Here is a 16,958-nt window from a genome sequence, read left to right as displayed (position 1 = left end):
TTTTCTGCGATTTTAGTTTTGTTGCCCAACTTTCACCCCCTGCACTCCATGACTATGCGCCGCTCCTGGCTTCGGCTCACGCTTGTAACGCTTCTGTTCAACTCCCTCATCCCGCCGGCGGTGGCTGCCCCCCCGCGATCGCCTGACCAGACCCTGACCTGCGATCTGCTGGTGGCGGGGGGCGGCTTGGCGGGGGCGGCGGCGTCCTACGAGGCCCTGCTGGATGGCCGGACGGTGTGCCTGACGGAGATCACCGACTGGGTGGGCGGCCAGATCTCGTCTCAGGGGACTTCGGCCCTGGATGAGCGCACGACCCAGCGGGCTCAGCTCTTCTATTCGCGGGGATACCTGGCCCTGCGCGATCGCATCGAGAAAGAGTACGGCAAGCTCAATCCTGGTCGCTGCTGGGTCAGCGAATCGTGCTTCTTGCCCGAAGACGGTCACGAGGTGCTGATGTCCCTGCTCAAGGATGCCGCCCGCAAAGGAAAAGGAACCCTGCGCTGGTTCCCCAACACGGTGATCAAAGAGCTGGACCTGAACGGGTCACAGATTGCGGGGGCGATCGCCATCCAGCACCAGCCCGCTGCGGGCGCTCCGCCCCTCAACACCTTCCCGCTCTCCGAGACCATCGAAGACGCCTACACCTACGCCAACTCCGATCGCCTCGAGAAATCCATTGTTCGCTTCCAGCCCTCGCCCCCCAAGGGCGATCGCCCCGCTCCCCAAGCCTGGTACGTGATCGACGCGACAGAAACCGGCGAAATCATCGCCCTCGCAGACGTGCCCTATCGACTTGGGATCGATCCCCTCTCGGCCCGCGAACCCTCTTCCTCCAGCGTTGACGGCGATCCCTACTGCCCCCAGGGCTTCACCTACACCTTCGCCATGGAGCACACCGAGGAGCCGCAGGATCACCCGGAGCCCTCTTTTTACCAGCGCTACGCCCCCTACTACAGCTACGAGCTGCCCCGCCTCGCTAGCTTCCCGCTGGTATTTACCTATCGCCGCATCTGGAGCCCGGGCCGCGACAAAGAGCAGCCAGAGAAGATGACCTTTGGCGGCCTGACCTTCATTCCGCCCAAGCCCGGCGATATCTCCATGCAAAACTGGACCTGGGGCAATGACTACCGCCCCGGGACGGCCCAGGACAACTTGATCTATACCCGTCAGCAGCTGGAAGCGACGGGTCAGCTAGCGCCGGGAGGCTGGATGGGCGGCCTGCGCACGGAAACCCTGGCGGCAGGCGAAGAGCACGCAAAGGGGTATTTTCACTGGCTGGTGGCCGGGACCACCGATTCTCAGCTGGGGCCTGATGTGAAGCAGCCGGAGCCAAATAACCGCTTTTTGGCAGGCTTTGATGCGCCGATGGATACGGCCCACGGCCTGTCGAAGTATCCCTATATGAGAGAGGGGCGGCGCATCTTGGGACGGCCTGCCTGGGGATATCCAGAGGGCTTCTACATCTCCGAAATCGACATCTCTCGGCGAGACTACAGCGATGAGTACTATCGCGAAACGCTGCCGCCAGACATGTACCGCAACCTGCGGGCCTCTCTGGCAGGCCTAGAGGCGGGCTCGATCCTCAGCGGCCAGGTAGACCCTGAGCAGACCACGCGCCGGACGCGCTCTACGATCTACCCGGACGCGGTGGGCATCGGCCATTACGCGATCGACTTCCATCCCTGTATGACCGAGAGTCCCGCTGAGGCTCCGGGCAACACGGAGCGCGAGGGCGAGCGGCGCGGCGCAGGGCAGGCCTACCCGTTCCAAATTCCGCTGCGATCGCTGATTCCTCAGAAAGTCGACAATCTCCTGGTGGCGGGCAAGAGCATCGCGACGAGCCACATCGCAGCGGCGGCCTACCGGGTGCACTCCTTTGAATGGTCCTCGGGGGCGGCGGCGGGCACGACGGCCTCCTTTGCCCTGGAGCGGGGGGTGGTGCCCTACCAGCTGGTGGACGAGCTGCCCCGCCGAGAGCCAGAGCTGGAGGCGCTGCGCCGCCGCCTAGAGCAAGACGGCAACCCGACGGCCTTCCCCGACACGTCGATTTTCAATCTCGACTGGGATGACTGGCGCTAGAGGACTTGGGGAGTTCAGGGTGGGCTGTTGCTCGCCCTGAACCTTCGATCCCAATTTCCCCGCCGCGCTCTGATCGCAAGCTAGGGGCCTCCGCTACAATGGAGGCGGCCCTTTTATACTTTTGTAAAGATCATTTCGGACCCCATCATGGCTACGCGATTGTCAGCCGCCTCTCCGGTCAAGGCACCGGAGCGCTCGAGCCAAACCACTGCCAAGACCTACCCCAACTACAAGGTCATTGTGCTGAATGATGACTTCAACACCTTTCAGCACGTGGCTGAGTGCCTGTTGAAGTACATTCCCTTTATGACGGGCGATCGCGCTTGGGATCTCACGCTTCAGGTGCACAACGAAGGCCAAGCAGTCGTGTGGGTCGGGCCTCAAGAGCAAGCGGAGCTCTATCATATGCAGCTTCGGCGATCGGGCTTGACGATGGCTCCTCTGGAGTCGGCCTAGGGCTTCGGTCCCATGGGATTTCGAACAAAAATAGCGGCTTCGTTTCCAGAAGCCGCTATTTTTGTGGCGATCGCCTCGGATTTGGCTCCCAGATACCCCTTAGACTGAGATTGCCGTCATCTTGGATCCGCAGTCATGGGTAACGCTCCCGGAGGTCGTCTTGTCTGGAATCACTCCACCCATTTACCGGGGGTGATCCCGCTGTTGGAGCGGCTGACGCTGGCGCCGGGCATCCAGACGATTACTCCTGGAGTCCTCGGAAAGGCGCGATCCCACGTCCCCAAGATGAAGCTGCGGGTGTCGGTGCCGATTCGCGGGGGCTTCAAGGTGATCGCTCGTCAGGGCAAGACTTTCCAGGAAGTGTTTATTGTGACCTCGCTGGATCAAGCGCAGCTCGAAGCGGCGATCGCCCAGGTTCTGGAGCGCAAGTCCTAGATCGATGGCGGCAGGAGTGCGTCAGGAAGGGACGACCACGTTCCAGGTGGGCAACGCGTTTTATCGAGCTGAGAGCCAGATTTCACGGGATTTGGGGGTGCTGGCGGTGGCGGTTCAGCGCCAGCGTCAGGCGGAGTTTCGGGTGCTCGACGCGACGACGGGCTGCGGAGTCCGGGCGCTGCGCTATGTCCTGGAGGGGGGCGCGACGGCTGTCTGGGCTAATGACGCCGATCCGGAGGTCGGCCCCATTTTGACCCAAAATCTTGCTCAGCTCGCCCCAGAGCAGGTCCGGGTCACCCACTGGGAAGCCAACCGGGTGTTTGCCGATTGCCTGGTGCGGCGCGACTACTACGATCTGGTGGATTTAGACTGTTTTGGCACACCGGCACCCTATGTGAGCAGCATCCTGGGAGCAACGCGCCTGGGGGGCCTGATCTATCTCACCAGCACCGATGGCCGCACGATTTCGGGGCGATCGCCCGCTGACAGCCTGCGCCTCTACGGAACCTACGCGCGCTCCCATCCATCGTTGCAAGAGCAGGGGCTGCGAATTCTGCTGGGAGGGCTTTCGCAGCAGGCGAGCGCACGGGGTTTTGGGATTGAGCCGGTGTTTTCGCTCTATATCGGCCAGATTTACCGGGTAATGGTGCGATTGGTTTCAGAATCGGCAACATACCCCGACTGCTACGGTTTTTTGGGCTATTGTCATGGCTGTGGTGATTATCAGTGCGTCGATTGGCGTCGGCTCAATCGGGCACAGTGTCTTCACCATCCCACCCCTCAGCCTCTGACGCTGAGCGGACCGATGTGGCTGGGGCCGCTCCACGGCGCCGGAATGCTCCAACCGATGATGGAGCTGGCTGGGCGGTGGGACTGGGGCGATCGCTACCGTCTTCTAGAGGTGATGGCCCAAGAGGCCTCCCTGCCGCCCTACCTGATCCCCCTGGGAGAAATCGGTCGGCGCGGCAAAATGGACATCCCCAATCGCGATCGCCTGATTGCGGCCCTGCGAGATCAGGGATTTCGCGCCAGCCCCACCCACCTCGACTCCCAGGCGATCAAGACAGACGCCGCGATCGCCCAATGCCTGGAAATCGCCCGCACCTGCTAACTTCACCTCACCTTCCCCCAACAAACGCTTCTATGGTTCATGCTCGCCGTTTTTTGCCCGTGGTTTCAGCAGCGGCGCTCCTTGTGGGCAGCTTTACGCCGCTGAGCGCCTTGGCTTTCTCGGATCTGTCGCGAGACTGGCGCTCCACCTGCATCGATCAGCTGTTTCAGCGCAAGCTCGTCAGCGGCTATCCCGACAATACCTTTCGCCCCAATGGCACCCTGACTCGGGCTGAGTTTGCGGTCCTGATGCTGAATGCTTTTCCTGAGGTCGAGCCTACTCGCAGCCCGATCGCGTTTCGGGATGTGCCCACCACCCACTGGGCCTACCGGGCGATTCGGGACGCCTACGCTCGGGAGTTTTTTGCGGGCTATCCGGACGGACGCTTTTTGCCCAATCAGGCAATTCCCCGCGCCCAGGCCCTCGCGGTCCTAGCCAATGCGGCCCAGTTTGCCAGCGCCCCCGATCCGGGGGCTGGGCTGCGGGCGTACTTTGAGGATGCGGCCCAGGTGCCGACCTACGCCCAGGCGGGCGTGCTTGCGGCGACCCGAGGACGCCTGGTGGTCAGCAACCCCAGCTCTCGCCAGCTCCGCCCCAACCAAAATGCAACCCGGGGAGAGGTGGCGACGATGCTCTGTCAGTCGGAGGGGCTGCGCCAAACGATTTCGCCCCAGTATGTCGCGGGGGGCGATCGCCCCTTTGCGATCGCGCCGGAGCTGGGGGGCAGAGGCCCCTTCAAGGATGGGCTGGCCCTGGCGGTGTCCAAGGGCAAGTACGGCTATCTCAATACCCAAGGCGCTCTGGCGATCGCCGCTCAGTTTGACGGGGGCGCGAATTTCTCCGAGGGTCTGGCGGCAGTCAAGGTGGGCGATCGCTGGGGCTACATCAACAAATCGGGGCAAACAGTGATCCAGCCGCGCTTTCTCCAGGAGCCCGGTCCTTTCTCAGAGGGCCTCGCCAGGGTCCAGGAAGATGGCCAAACCGGCTTCATTGACTCCACTGGCAAGGTGGTTTTCCAGGTGAGCTACCCGAACGCTTCGTCCGTTGAGGTGTCTGATTTCTCGGACGGGCTGGCGCGGGTGCGCATCGACTTTGACCAAGTCGGCTATGTGGACAAAACGGGCCGGATGGCGATCGCCCCTCAGCCCTACTACGCCTGGGACTTTTCCGAGGGCCTCGCCGCGATCGCTCAAAATGGTCAGATCGGCTTTATCGATAAGACCGGCCAAATCGTCATTGAGCCGCGCTTTGCGGATGTCCAGTCTTTCTCGGAAGGTCTAGCGGCGGTGAAGGTGGGCGATCGCTGGGGCTACATCAACAAAACCGGCCAAATCGTCATCGAGCCCAAGTTTCAGGCGGCCCAGTCCTTCTCGGAAGGGCTAGCCGCCGTGGCTCAGGCAGAGGGCTGGAGCTACATCAACCCCAGCGGGGCGATCGCCATCGCGGGGCCTTTTTCCGGCGTGGTCCGACCCGCCTCGGCTTTTTCGGGTAACTTCGCGATCGCCCGCACCGGCAACACCGCTGGCATCATCGACAAGACCGGCCGCTTCGTCGTTGCGCCGGAGTTTGCCGACATTGTTCAGCTCTCGGAAGGCTTGGCCCTGGCCAACTACGCCGGTAGCTGGACCCGGGTTCTCTCCGGCGTCCAGCAAGACGGCCCCGCCTACTCTGATGAGCTGCGGGGCGGTCAGTGGGGCTATATTCGCCCCTAGACCTCTAGGCGGCAGCGCCCCTCGGCCTCGCACGACTGACGCTGGGCGACCAAAGTCTCTAGACTGGGTCGCCCGGTCAGGGCCAAGCGCCGGTCTGCCCACCAGCCATAGGCCCAGTCCGCCAGGGACCGGAGGACGGGCCAGCGGGTGGCAGCGTAAACCCACCCCAGACCCAACACGGCGTACACCTGGCGAAAGACTTCTAGGTTTTGGATCACTTGGCCATTTGCCAAGATGGCGTGGATACGACCCATGGCCGTTTCAAAGTCGATCCCGCCATTGTCCTCGGGCCGATAGTCGAGGGCGGCAATGTCTACGAAGGCCACTAGGCCCCTGCCAGCATCGAGACGCCGTAGAAAGTTGACTTCCCGCACACACAGGGGACACTCTCCGTCATAGAGCAGCTTGATACGCCAATGGGTCATGCTTTTGAGCAGGGATAAGGATTATTTGTTTTATCTTAAAGACTCAGACTATCATTGAGTGTCAAATCAAAAAAAATTGTTTTGAAGCTGGAGCGAGCCACGGCAGATATGACCAATACGCTTTCCCGTCCCTCTGAGTTGGCGATCGCCGGGTTTCATGCGCTCTCGGATCCGCTTCGCCTGGAGGTCATTGAGCTGCTGCGGGAGCGGGAGCTGTGCGTGTGCGATCTGCGAGAGGCCATGGGGATCAGCCCCTCCAAGCTCTCCTTTCACCTCAAAACCCTCAAGGAAGCCCAGCTCGTCAAAGCCAAGCAAGAGGGCCGCTGGATTTACTACAGCCTTAATTTGCCCCAGTTTGTGGTGCTTGAGCAGTACCTGGCTGAGTTTCGCCGCTACAGCCCGATTTTGCCGACGCGGACCTGCCGAGACGAGTAAGTCCTGGGCCGCCTACCTGGCGCTTGGGGGCGATCGCATGGCTGAACCTAGGCTTGATCGGCTTATTTTTTGCTTGACATAACAAGTTTTTTTGAAATATTACATAACTAGGTCCAAGAAATCTTAGGTACTGGCGGCTACCCCCCTCTCAAGCCGTTCCAGAGAGACAGGGTTTGAACCCCGGAGTTTTCAATGAATCAACCATCTCCCGAACTCTCCCCCGCCGCTGTCCAGGCCGGGGGAAGTCTCAGTTTCTTTGAACGATATCTCACCCTGTGGGTGTTTCTGTGCATCGGTGCGGGCATTCTCCTGGGCCGTCTCTTTCCAGAGGTGGCCGTCACCCTCGATGCTATGAGCATCTATCAGGTATCGATTCCGATCGCTATCTGCCTCTTTTTCATGATGTATCCCATCATGGTCAAGATTGACTTTTCTCAGGCGGCTCAGGCTGTGCGGACTCCCAAGCCGGTAATTCTCACCCTGGTGGTGAACTGGCTAATCAAGCCCTTTACCATGGTGGCCTTTGCCCAGTTCTTTCTGGGATGGCTGTTTCGGCCCCTGATTGAGGGCAGCGAAATCATTCGAGGAGTTGATGTTTCCCTGGCGAGTTCTTACATTGCGGGCACGATTTTGCTCGGCATTGCTCCGTGTACGGCGATGGTGCTGATGTGGGGATATCTCTCCTACGGCAACCAGGGCCACACGCTGGTGATGGTGGCGGTCAACTCCTTGATGATGCTGTTTCTCTATGCGCCCCTGGGCCGGTGGCTCCTGGCAGCCAATGACCTCATGGTGCCCTGGGAAACCATTGCGCTTTCGGTGTTGATCTACGTCGGCTTGCCCTTGGCGGCGGGGATGTATTCTCGCTACTGGATCTTTCGCTACAAGGGCCGCGCGTGGTTTGAGCAGCGCTTTTTGAAGTATCTCTCTCCCGTGGCGATCGCCGCTTTGCTGATCACCTTGGTGCTGCTCTTTGCCTTCAAGGGAGAGCTGATCGTCAACAATCCCCTGCACATTTTGCTGATTGCGGTTCCGCTATTGATTCAGACCAACTTTATCTTTTTGATCTCCTACGTGGCAGCTCTCAAGATGGACTTGGTCTACGAAGACGCAGCGCCCGCGGCCCTGATCGGCGCGAGCAATCACTTCGAGGTGGCGATCGCCACTGCGGTGGTCCTCTTTGGCCTCAACTCCGGTGCGGCTTTGGCAACCGTCGTTGGGGTGCTGATTGAGGTGCCGGTGATGCTGATGCTCGTGGAGGTCTGCAAGCGCACCGCCCCCTGGTTCCGCCGTGAACCCCACAAAGCCACTCTTTGCGATCCCCGCTGCGCGCGATCGCTCTCCTAGGTTTTCCAGCCAACCCTCACCCATTACTCACCCACTGGAGTCTGGTTCATGAAACGGATTATGTTTGTCTGCCGCCACAACTCCCGGCGATCGCAAATGGCCGAAGGCTTCGCGCGAAACCTGGGCGGGGCCGCTATCGAGGCTGTTAGTGCCGGTCTTGAGCCGGGTAGTGTTGATCCCCTCACGGTCCAAGCCATGGCCGAAGTGGGTATCGACATCTCTCAACAAACCTCTCAAGCCCTCTCGGAGTTCGACCCCCAGGACTTCGACGCTGTGATCTCTCTGTGCGGCTGTGGCGTCAGTCTGCCGCCCGAGTGGGTCACTCGCCCGATCTTCGAAGATTGGCAGCTGGACGACCCCGCAGGCCACTCCCTCGACACCTTCCAGCGAGTCCGCGGCGAAGTCAAAGAGCGAGTCGAAGCCCTGGTGCAAACGCTCCAGGAACCCAGCCCGAGCAAGTCCTAGAACAAGCTGGTTTGTTGCTGAAATTAACTTGGAGGATGTTTGGAAAGTGCCGCAAGCTTCGGTATTGCTCACACACCCTTCTGTTTTCCTCTCCCAAAATTGGGCAAGAGGAAAGGGATTTCAGCTCCCCTTCCCCCAATTTTGGGAGAAGGGGTTGGGGGATGAGGGCAATTCTTGGACTTCTCAGACATCTTCTTAGAGCCTGAAAAAATCAGGCTCTTTTTTTGACCAAAATTGGCGTCATCTCTCTTCCTAGTTCCTGATCTTCTCTAAATTCAGACGTTGTGACCGAAAACTGGCTGACCTGCTATGAAGAGTTTCTCAGTTGAGGGAGTCTGGTTTAGCCCTTAGAGGCCTTGCCCTGGTGGTTTTTCACGCTCCCTCGACTTCATAAATGTAGCCCCCAGGAGACGAACCCAGGAGATCCCAAGGATGCACAGTCAGGCAAAGCTGCTTTTTATGTGCGGCAAGATGGCCGCAGGAAAATCGACCCTAGCCCGAGAATTGGCTGAGAGAGAAAATGCAGTCTTGATCATTCAGGATGAATTTCTAGAGCAGCTTTTCCCCGGGGAAATCATTGCGATCGCGGACTTTGTGAAATATTCCGCTCGCCTCAGAGCCGCCCTCAGCCCCCACATTTGCCTTCTGCTCTCCAAAGGGATCTCCGTTGTCCTGGACTTTCCGGGCAACACCCGCAAGCAGCGCGCCTGGTTTCGCGACCTATTCGAGCAGGCAAAGACCGCCCACGAGCTCCACTTTATTGATGCCTCCGATGAGGTATGCAAGCGCCAGCTAAAAGAGCGCAGCAAGGGGCTACCGCCCGGTAGCGCCTGGACCACTGAGGCGGAATTTGACGCGATCACGGCCTATTTTGAGGCTCCTGCGATCGAGGAAGGCTTCAACGTCCTTCGCTATGAGCGGATATGATGCGCATATCGGGACCTATCGCCCCACTCGATATGAACTCATGAATTAACCATGGAGTCAACGTTCCTGCTTCACAAGCCAGTGATTTACGGCAGTTTTTGGGCAAATTCTGCTTTTTTAATGGTTCTTTTGGGTCACATCATTGCGGGGGCGATCGCCCCTATTGCAGCGATCGCCGCTTTCAAAGCTAGAAAGGGTGGCCGACTACACTTACAGTCCGGGCGACTATTTACAGGATCGATGATCGGCGTTGCCCTGAGCGGCATCGTGCTAGATATTGTCCGGCTCTGCTTTTTCGTCGAAGAGAACCACACCAAATACGCTGGCTACAGCATGCCCCCTACTTATCCCGCTCGTCTGGGATTCATGTTTGTGGGTCTTTGCGTTCTTTATCTTTTGCGAGAGGCCACGCCCTCCCGAGCGCCACTCTCCCCCCAAAATGCTTTGGTCGTGCCCAGCCTGCTCGTCGGCACAGGGCTCTCGCTCACAGCCATCATCGCTTTGCGACTCAATCCCTGGACAGGCGCGCTGTGGATGATTTGGACTTTCACGCTGATTGTGATCATTATGGCCCGGACTCGCTTATCCTTATCCAATCACCGCAGAACCGAAATTCTGCGTCATCGCATCGGCATGAGCTGCTTGGCTGCTTTCAGCTGGTGGGGGGCGCTTCAGGGATTTGGACCGGCGATCGCCATTGCCATCCAATGCGCTGATCTCTCCACGCGTCCCTACCTCGGCAACCAGCCTGGCCAGTTTTCGCCCGTGTTTCTCTTCTTTTTCCTCAGCTGGGCACCGTTCTTTTTCCTAGCGGCCTATCTCATCCATCGCTTTCGGAAACTGCCTTCAGCCTAGTTTTCGAAAGAACCGCAAACTTCTAGAGCTAGGTTTTTAACCCCACAGAACTGAATTTCGCTCTAAAATCAAACCGTTAATTTTCACTGATCTTTCACAAACCTTATTATCCAATGCCTTCTTTAGCCGAATGGTACATCGTTCGCTTTGATGAAAGCCGGATTGCGCTACAGGTCAATCCTCCCCACGGGAATCCCTGGTCCGACGAAATCCCGTGGCAGCACATTATTCGTATCTGCTTCAAGACGGGAGATTGGTTCGAGTCTGATGAAGTTTATATTTTTACGAATCAGCGACCCGAAAGCTACGTCATCCCAACTGAGGCAAACGGGGGACAAGAGCTGTGGTTCGAGATTTTGAAGCGAAATTTATTTGATGCTGAACTGGCAGTAGAGGCTGCAAAAACCATTGGGCAGCTATTTTGTTTCCCGATGTAGGGGCTCAGCATGGCAGAGGTCCTAGGTCAGCGAAGATCTTCTATGTTTTGTCTCAACTAACCTCTCGATTGCTGTAGAAAATTTTTGTGATTTAACGAAAACGTTCCGGAAAATGGCTATTTACGGGCCAGTTTTTAGCTTGAAGCGGCCTAGAAACTTGATTTTGCCGTGAATTTTTTGACTGACCCAGCTATTAGTTATGGGCAAGTTAAAATTTTGGAAATTTTTTGCTAGATTCTTTACCGTTCAAGGATCTTGGCGATCGCATGGCACTAGATTGTAGCTTCGCTACCTTTGTAACACTATAAGGCTGTTAGAAATATTGTTTAGTAAGCGTTTCCAATTAACAATTCCACCCACTTGGCATTTGGCTTGGGGTGAAGTTGCTGCACTGACTGAAGCAGCTTGGAAGGATGAACAAATTGCTATTTTTCGATCCCAGTCACCGGGTGGCATTTCGCCTTTAGTTCTTAGTCCTTCTCAGCGGTTTGTGGTGGCCGGAGATGTCTGGCTGAGCGATCGCCGGCCCCTGGCGACAGGGATAGATACGAATCATTCATTAGCACTATCCGATCTGCAATGGATTGCAGCAGCTTGGGAACGCTGGGGTGAGGCGACATTCACCAAATTAGTCGGCATGTTTGCCCTAGCCGTTTGGGATCGAGAGCGACAAATGTTGTGGCTAGGGCGCGATCGCACAGGCGCCTGTACCCTGTATTACACAACCAGCGGATCGACCCGCTGGGTGGCTCCCAACCTGCGATCGCTAATTCCCTACCATGCAAAAGAGCTGGATTTGGTGGCGTTGCGGGATTATCTGTGCTGCGCATTCGTCCCCGGACCGCGAACCCTGTGGCGGCAGGTGCGAGAGCTGCGACCGGGAAGCGTCCTATCGTTTCCAAGGGAGCAAATCCGCACCTACTGGCAATTGCAAGAGAAGACGATAAGCGATGACTTGGAGCCAGGAGGGGGACGCCCTCTAGAGTGGCATGGTCAAAAGTTGCGCACAGTGCTCGATCAGGTTGTGCAGGAATGTCTGCCAAAGCAGGAACCTGTAGGAGTGTTTCTCTCGGGAGGGTTAGATTCGAGTAGCGTCACTGCCCTAGCATCTAAGTTTCATTCTGAACCTGTGCATACCTACTCCATTCACTTTGGAGAAGCTTGCCCAAACGAACTGGAATTTTCTAGTTTGGTCGCCCATCACTGTGGCACCAACCACCATATTCTAGAAATTACGTTCCGCCAAATGTGGGATCAACTGCCGGAAACGATGGCGTACTTGGATGATCCCATCGGCGATCCGTTGACTGTACCTAACTTGCTAGTGGGGCGGCTAGCGAAAGAATCCGTTAGGGTCGTGCTAAACGGTGAAGGTGGGGATCCCTGCTTCGGCGGACCCAAAAATCAGCCCATGCTGCTGAACCAGCTGTATGGAGCCGTTACTCAGCAGGATTCGCTTCAGGCCTATCTGCTGGCGTTTCAAAAATGTGCCTCCGATCTCCCTCAACTGCTAAAACCAGAGATCTGGAAAGCCGTGCAACATGAACCCTCTGTTTTTTCTGAAGATCTAGATTCGTCCGCCAGCTATTTAAATCGCTTGATGGCGTTGAATATTAAGTTCAAAGGAGCGGATCAGATTCTCACCAAGGTCAATAACTTGACGCGAGCGGCGGGGGTGCAAGGGCGATCGCCCCTATTTGACCAGCGGATTGTCGAACTTAGTATGCAGATTCCACCAGAGTACAAATTATCTGGTGTGCAAGAGAAAGCTGTGTTGAAACAAGCAGTTGCTGATTTGCTGCCAGAGCAGATTTTGCTGCGCCCGAAAAGCGGCATGATGGTGCCCGTCCAACGGGGATTTCGGAAATACTGGCAGCGAGAAGCTAAGGCTTTATTGCTCAATCGTAAGGCAGCGATCGCCCCCTATCTTAACCAAGCATTGATTCGAGAATGGCTTAATTATCGGGGTGATACCTGGCAGCGCTATGGCGTGAAATTGTGGCTACTGGTGAGCCTAGAAATCTGGTTGCAGGTAAACCGAAAATAAAGAATCAGCCAAACCCACCTATGCCATCTGTTATGTAGATAGAGCCACGTCGGCCCGTTTCATCTTCAATACTTAATAGACCGCTATCTGTTTCATTGATGGTCTGGCTTCTGGCAATACTGCGCTGGAGAATTTGAATCAAAGCTTTTGGGGTAAAGGACTCTAGATCGACCCAATTCCCTGCGTCCAACCACTGCAACTCGGCCTCAGAGAGAGTTTGCCGAATTTGTGGTGCTAAATCTTGGGTGGATTGCTTGGCGTTTTGAATCGTGATGTCTTTTTTTGCTGTCATGATTTGCCGAGGTAAAAGCCCAACGTCGATAATGACAGCATTACTCTCTGCAAACCAAGCCGGATCGGTACGCAGCTGATGTAGGATTCCTATCCCGCTAGGGCTGCAATTATGGAACGCAAATACTTGTAAATCTGAGTTTCGGCGGAGCATTTGCATAACGGTTGAAAAAATTCGTTCAGGATAGCCTGAAATACTCAATACAGCGCAGTTGTTTTCAAAGTGAAAGTTATTGGCGATCAACATCTGGGCGACCTCCACACTGTCACAGACAACGAGGCGATCGAAGCTATAAACTGTGACATCCCCTGCTATGGATGTAGGCTGAATCCGAGCCGTGGACCCGGATCCTAGGGAGGGAAGTAGTTTTTCAGAAGGAGGGTTTACCTGATTCCAGCGATTGACCCATGGCCCCACTTGGCTTTGAGTAATGGACAAGTTTCTAGAGCGCTTTGGCCGTGGCTTACCCGGGATAATCAAGCTGATCAGCAACACTATAAGACCCATGACGAACAGCCGCACCGATGCCAGGTGACTTCCAATCGCTATTAAAATTCCCGCGCATACAAATACAACAAGATTTTCAACTTTTATCCCTAGAGTGAGCCCTTTGCTATAGAAACGCTTCTCTAAAAAGTAAAAAAGCTGTTTGGGTGTGAAATAGAGAGTGTTATTAGCAGATAACTCATTGAGCGCTTTTGCAAATAAAACATCAGTTAGCCGACTAGGGGTATCTCCTGCCCTCGGCTCAAAGACAAATTGATGATTGCACTTTTTGCATCGACCCTGATTGTTGGTGCGCTCTTGAAGTTTATTATCTGTACCGCATTGAATGCATCTCATAAGGTATTCACCGGAAAGCTTTGGCGAAACTGAACTCGATCAGAATACATTATTGGAATCAAACACCTGATTGGTGAGCAATACGTCATAATTTTCACGCTGACGAATTAAGTGATGATGATTTTGCCTTAGTAAAACTTCTGCTGGACGGGGTCGATGTAAAAAGTGGGATGACATCGCATAACCGTAGGCCCCCACATCCAGAATGGCCAGCGTATCGCCAACAGACAGATTTGGTAGCTGGCAGTGCCGTCCCAAATAGTCGCGCGAATAGGTAGTATTGCCGCAAACATCGGTTGAGTATAAGGGGCTAGCAGAGCGATGAAGGCTGGGAACCAGGGATATAATTTCGCGATGCCCGCCGTGAACAGTGGGTACAGAAAGATTGGCAACGGTGGTATCGGTTCCGACGATTTGTTGATGATCTTGCCACTTTATAGAGACAACGGTGGTGAGTAAGGTGGCGCAACCGGCGATCGCGGCTCGTCCTGGTTCGATCACAAGCTGGAGCGCTTTTCCGACTCGTTGCGATCGCTCCGCCAATTTTTCGGTTAAAGTCTGACCAAACTCGGGCCAATCAAAGGTGGCTCCCTGATGGTGATAGGGATAGCCAAAGCCACCACCAAAGTCTAAGTATTCCCAGTCAGGTAACTGTTGAGCCAGGTCGAGAACGCTGTCAATCACTTGCGTAAAGGCTTGAGTGGCATTGGTGCCCGTTCCCCGATAAAAATGCAACCCACTTAACTTCAGGCTGGTTGATTGGCTGTGAGCATTGGCATGGTTGGCTTGGGCCACGATCCGAATTGCATCGGGAAACTCCTGGGGACGGACCCCAATGCGACTCTCTCCTGTCAGCTTGGGATGATTCAACCGCAGTCCCAAACGGAGCGAGGGAGGTTTAGCGGCGGCTGGCAGAGCGTGATAGACCTCACAGCACAATTGCAGTTGCATTAGACTATCTAGGTTGAGTGTTGCAACTCCCCACGTCAACACCTGCGCCATTTCTTCACGGTTTAAATTGCTGCCACTGTAGACAATCGCAGAGGGCTGAAATCCTGCCTGCAAACCCAGATAAATGTCTCCGGGGGTGTTGGCATGAAGCCCCCAATTAGCCTCTCGAAAGATCCGCAGCAGGGAAAGGTTGCCATTGGTGACACTGGCAAAGCAAAACTGGGTGTGGCGATAGGGAATTGCCTGAGTGATCTGCTCAATGGTTTGTTTGAGGCGATCGCCATCATAGACATAAAGCGGAGAGCCGTAAGTCTTGAGCAGTTCCTGAGCGAGGGATGGGGAGAGGAAAAACGGCAGATCCAAAGTGTCATCGCCCATTGGATTTGGGTTAGAGGCTAGAGACATCGGTGAGTAAACCTCCACAACTGATAGGGCAGTAAAAAAGGATGGTTCCAGGATGGATTCTCTAGGGGTTCACCCAGAACGTGCGATCGCCACAATTGCCAAACAATCAATAACCAAAGGGTTTCACCAATCCGTCGCCCCTGAATCATGCCTCCTAAATTACCTTCAACAATACGCGCTGCTAAATCAGGCTGCCATCGTCCTTCTGCTTGTAAAGTACCAGGATTCAACCAGACTCCCAGCGATCGCCACCATTCATTCAAACACCACGCGGTCAAAGGAACCCCCATCCCGCGCTTTTGCCGCCACACAATCTCTGGAGGGAGCCAGGGTTCTACCGCCCGCTTGAGAATATATTTCTCGCACGCTCCCTGCAAATACAGTTCACTCGACACTTGAAAAGTCCATTGGGCAAGCGCCATGTCACAAAAGGGCGATCGAACCTGCAAGCCGTGGGCAAACGCCAGGTTAGTTGCTCGTGGGTGGATATTTTGGGCTCCCTTCAGCATCAGAGAGGCTCGGCGCAGTCGATGGAGGAGCGATCGAGTTTCGGTCGGGTCTAATGCGGGATATAACCAATCCTGAGGATTCATATCCTGAATTGCAGCATAAACAGCGGGCTGAAATACCTGTGCTTCATACCCCCAGAGGCGATGAAAGGTTCGTAGATAATGGTCGGCGAACGACTGATAATCATCGGGATGCTCCGATTGATAAATGCTGGCGGCAATCAGCGGTTTGTTCGTCCACCCCGCAAATAACTGGTCACCTCCTTCACCATTGAAGATAATGCCGGTGTCCTGACTGGCCGCCTGACAGAGCAAAGACAGGGGAACCGTGACTCCATCCCCAAAGGGTAGATCCAACGCTTTAATCGTGGGAATCAAAGCAGCCTGAATCCGTCGGGGAGTAGCATCGACTTTAATCAGAGGAATGTTTAGCCAGCTAGCAACCTGCTCGGCGTACGGAGATTCTGTCATGCCTCCGCGCTCAAACTCATCCCCAAAATCGAGGGTGTAGGCACGTACTTTCACCCCCATTTGCACCAGCAGCGCTGCCACAATCGAAGAGTCTAAGCCCCCCGACAGCAGCACACCGACCGTCTCATCAGGCAGGTCAGTGATTTGCCGTTCAACCGCCGCTTTTAAGAGAGTTTGGAGTTGAGCGATCGCCGCTTGCTCGTTGTCCACTGGGTCAGGTACTTCTCGCCAGTCCAAGAGATCGCGGGAGTGAGGAGATGCCAGGGTTCCCGCGCTCATTCGCCAAGTTTCCTCAACTCCAGCAGGTACAGCGACAACCCCTTCAACGGGGGTTAACGGCGTGGGCACATAGGAGAAACAGCTATAGCCATACAAAGCAGCAAAGTTGACGCCTGGAGAGGCTACGAGTGGCAGGAGCGTTTGTAACCGCGAGGAAAACCAGATCACCTGCTCAACCTGCATCCAGTAGAGTGGCACTCGTCCAAAGGCTTGTCGTCCCAGGGTCAAGCTCTGCTCTCCCACCTGTACCCAGATATCAGCTAAGGCAGTCTCTGTCTGTAGATCAGAGGCCAAACCAGCCGCAGACAAAACCGCCAAGGTGCCATCAGAAGTAGGCTGAGAAGTGACGGCCCAGTCTGTTTCCCTAGCTTGGGATAAAAGCCGCTTCAACGATTGCCCTAATCTTGCCGGATCGCCATAGCCCCAATACCCCACGAGCTGCTGTGGACAGGTGGCAACGCTGACGGTCATATTCCT

General features: G+C 55.8%; 16 protein-coding genes. 12 read left to right on the top strand and 4 right to left on the bottom strand.

Annotated features, from left to right (window positions below; translation table 11 throughout):
* The first annotated feature begins 54 nt into the window (after positions 1 to 54).
* From GEI7407_RS08950 to GEI7407_RS19460, 5 genes are all read left to right on the top strand, one after another.
* Positions 55 to 2,079, top strand: coding sequence for an FAD-dependent oxidoreductase (locus GEI7407_RS08950; RefSeq protein WP_041268864.1), 2,025 nt, complete (start codon positions 55 to 57; stop codon positions 2,077 to 2,079).
* A 147-nt stretch (positions 2,080 to 2,226) separates the two neighbouring features.
* The gene (clpS, locus tag GEI7407_RS08945) at positions 2,227 to 2,535 is read left to right on the top strand and encodes an ATP-dependent Clp protease adapter ClpS (protein ID WP_015171821.1); all 309 of its coding nucleotides are present in this window, start codon (positions 2,227 to 2,229) and stop codon (positions 2,533 to 2,535) included.
* A gap of 135 nt (positions 2,536 to 2,670) precedes the next feature.
* Positions 2,671 to 2,970: a DUF2103 domain-containing protein gene (locus tag GEI7407_RS08940; RefSeq protein WP_015171820.1), complete on the top strand. Its 300-nt coding sequence runs from the start codon at positions 2,671 to 2,673 to the stop codon at positions 2,968 to 2,970.
* A 4-nt stretch (positions 2,971 to 2,974) separates the two neighbouring features.
* Complete coding sequence (locus GEI7407_RS08935; protein WP_015171819.1) at positions 2,975 to 4,081, top strand: N(2),N(2)-dimethylguanosine tRNA methyltransferase; 1,107 nt, start codon at positions 2,975 to 2,977, stop codon at positions 4,079 to 4,081.
* A 32-nt stretch (positions 4,082 to 4,113) separates the two neighbouring features.
* On the top strand, positions 4,114 to 5,793 hold the full coding sequence (locus GEI7407_RS19460) for a WG repeat-containing protein (protein ID WP_015171818.1): 1,680 nt from the start codon (positions 4,114 to 4,116) through the stop codon (positions 5,791 to 5,793).
* Here GEI7407_RS19460 and GEI7407_RS08925 read toward each other — a convergent pair.
* Positions 5,790 to 6,218, bottom strand: a complete 429-nt coding sequence (locus GEI7407_RS08925) for a thiol-disulfide oxidoreductase DCC family protein (protein WP_015171817.1) — start codon at positions 6,216 to 6,218, stop codon at positions 5,790 to 5,792. The genes GEI7407_RS19460 and GEI7407_RS08925 overlap by 4 nt on opposite strands.
* Before the next feature lie 108 nt (positions 6,219 to 6,326).
* Between GEI7407_RS08925 and GEI7407_RS08920 the strand changes: the two genes are divergently transcribed.
* The 7 genes from GEI7407_RS08920 (at position 6,327) to GEI7407_RS08890 (ending at position 12,731) form a co-directional block, all read left to right on the top strand.
* Complete coding sequence (locus tag GEI7407_RS08920) at positions 6,327 to 6,653, top strand: helix-turn-helix transcriptional regulator (protein WP_015171816.1); 327 nt, start codon at positions 6,327 to 6,329, stop codon at positions 6,651 to 6,653.
* A gap of 192 nt (positions 6,654 to 6,845) precedes the next feature.
* Positions 6,846 to 8,000 carry an ACR3 family arsenite efflux transporter gene (arsB, locus tag GEI7407_RS08915; protein WP_015171815.1) on the top strand — a complete coding sequence of 385 codons (1,155 nt, stop codon included), beginning with the start codon at positions 6,846 to 6,848 and terminating at the stop codon, positions 7,998 to 8,000.
* A 48-nt stretch (positions 8,001 to 8,048) separates the two neighbouring features.
* Positions 8,049 to 8,465 carry an arsenate reductase, glutathione/glutaredoxin type gene (gene arsC, locus GEI7407_RS08910; RefSeq protein WP_015171814.1) on the top strand — a complete coding sequence of 139 codons (417 nt, stop codon included), beginning with the start codon at positions 8,049 to 8,051 and terminating at the stop codon, positions 8,463 to 8,465.
* 432 nt (positions 8,466 to 8,897) lie between these two features.
* Positions 8,898 to 9,392: an ATP-binding protein gene (locus GEI7407_RS08905; RefSeq protein WP_015171813.1), complete on the top strand. Its 495-nt coding sequence runs from the start codon at positions 8,898 to 8,900 to the stop codon at positions 9,390 to 9,392.
* Positions 9,393 to 9,512: 120 nt separating this feature from the next.
* On the top strand, positions 9,513 to 10,247 hold the full coding sequence (locus GEI7407_RS08900; protein WP_223294508.1) for a hypothetical protein: 735 nt from the start codon (positions 9,513 to 9,515) through the stop codon (positions 10,245 to 10,247).
* A gap of 113 nt (positions 10,248 to 10,360) precedes the next feature.
* Positions 10,361 to 10,684 (top strand): hypothetical protein, encoded by a 324-nt coding sequence (locus GEI7407_RS08895; RefSeq protein WP_015171811.1) that lies wholly within the window; start codon positions 10,361 to 10,363, stop codon positions 10,682 to 10,684.
* A gap of 367 nt (positions 10,685 to 11,051) precedes the next feature.
* Positions 11,052 to 12,731, top strand: a complete 1,680-nt coding sequence (locus GEI7407_RS08890) for an asparagine synthetase B (RefSeq protein ID WP_223294507.1) — start codon at positions 11,052 to 11,054, stop codon at positions 12,729 to 12,731.
* 4 nt (positions 12,732 to 12,735) lie between these two features.
* Here the strand turns inward: GEI7407_RS08890 and GEI7407_RS08885 are convergent, their stop codons facing one another.
* Genes GEI7407_RS08885 through GEI7407_RS08865 form a run of 3 tightly spaced genes read right to left on the bottom strand, consistent with a single transcriptional unit; the run spans position 12,736 to position 16,952 of the window.
* Entirely contained in the window at positions 12,736 to 13,866 is a 1,131-nt protein-coding gene (locus GEI7407_RS08885) for a hypothetical protein (protein ID WP_015171809.1), read from the bottom strand.
* A 39-nt stretch (positions 13,867 to 13,905) separates the two neighbouring features.
* Complete coding sequence (locus GEI7407_RS20040) at positions 13,906 to 15,195, bottom strand: decarboxylase (protein WP_071880818.1); 1,290 nt, start codon at positions 15,193 to 15,195, stop codon at positions 13,906 to 13,908.
* A 17-nt stretch (positions 15,196 to 15,212) separates the two neighbouring features.
* Positions 15,213 to 16,952 (bottom strand): asparagine synthetase B, encoded by a 1,740-nt coding sequence (locus GEI7407_RS08865; protein ID WP_015171807.1) that lies wholly within the window; start codon positions 16,950 to 16,952, stop codon positions 15,213 to 15,215.
* Between the last annotated feature and the right edge of the window lie 6 nt (positions 16,953 to 16,958).

Source organism: Geitlerinema sp. PCC 7407 (assembly GCF_000317045.1).
Taxonomy (GTDB): domain Bacteria; phylum Cyanobacteriota; class Cyanobacteriia; order PCC-7407; family PCC-7407; genus PCC-7407.
Note: the sequence above shows the minus strand (reverse complement) of the source record. Positions and strands in the feature narration are given on the sequence as shown.

Bases quoted from the DNA above. Each gene is read 5' to 3' on its own strand.
- GEI7407_RS08950 (WP_041268864.1), top strand. From the start codon at position 55: ATGCGCCGCTCCTGGCTTCGGCTCACGCTTGTAACGCTTCTGTTCAAC.
- clpS (WP_015171821.1), top strand. From the start codon at position 2,227: ATGGCTACGCGATTGTCAGCCGCCTCTCCGGTCAAGGCACCGGAGCGC.
- GEI7407_RS08940 (WP_015171820.1), top strand. From the start codon at position 2,671: ATGGGTAACGCTCCCGGAGGTCGTCTTGTCTGGAATCACTCCACCCAT.
- GEI7407_RS08935 (WP_015171819.1), top strand. From the start codon at position 2,975: ATGGCGGCAGGAGTGCGTCAGGAAGGGACGACCACGTTCCAGGTGGGC.
- GEI7407_RS19460 (WP_015171818.1), top strand. From the start codon at position 4,114: ATGGTTCATGCTCGCCGTTTTTTGCCCGTGGTTTCAGCAGCGGCGCTC.
- GEI7407_RS08925 (WP_015171817.1), bottom strand. From the start codon at position 6,218: ATGACCCATTGGCGTATCAAGCTGCTCTATGACGGAGAGTGTCCCCTG.
- GEI7407_RS08920 (WP_015171816.1), top strand. From the start codon at position 6,327: ATGACCAATACGCTTTCCCGTCCCTCTGAGTTGGCGATCGCCGGGTTT.
- arsB (WP_015171815.1), top strand. From the start codon at position 6,846: ATGAATCAACCATCTCCCGAACTCTCCCCCGCCGCTGTCCAGGCCGGG.
- arsC (WP_015171814.1), top strand. From the start codon at position 8,049: ATGAAACGGATTATGTTTGTCTGCCGCCACAACTCCCGGCGATCGCAA.
- GEI7407_RS08905 (WP_015171813.1), top strand. From the start codon at position 8,898: ATGCACAGTCAGGCAAAGCTGCTTTTTATGTGCGGCAAGATGGCCGCA.
- GEI7407_RS08900 (WP_223294508.1), top strand. From the start codon at position 9,513: ATGGTTCTTTTGGGTCACATCATTGCGGGGGCGATCGCCCCTATTGCA.
- GEI7407_RS08895 (WP_015171811.1), top strand. From the start codon at position 10,361: ATGCCTTCTTTAGCCGAATGGTACATCGTTCGCTTTGATGAAAGCCGG.
- GEI7407_RS08885 (WP_015171809.1), bottom strand. From the start codon at position 13,866: ATGAGATGCATTCAATGCGGTACAGATAATAAACTTCAAGAGCGCACC.
- GEI7407_RS20040 (WP_071880818.1), bottom strand. From the start codon at position 15,195: ATGGGCGATGACACTTTGGATCTGCCGTTTTTCCTCTCCCCATCCCTC.
- GEI7407_RS08865 (WP_015171807.1), bottom strand. From the start codon at position 16,952: ATGACCGTCAGCGTTGCCACCTGTCCACAGCAGCTCGTGGGGTATTGG.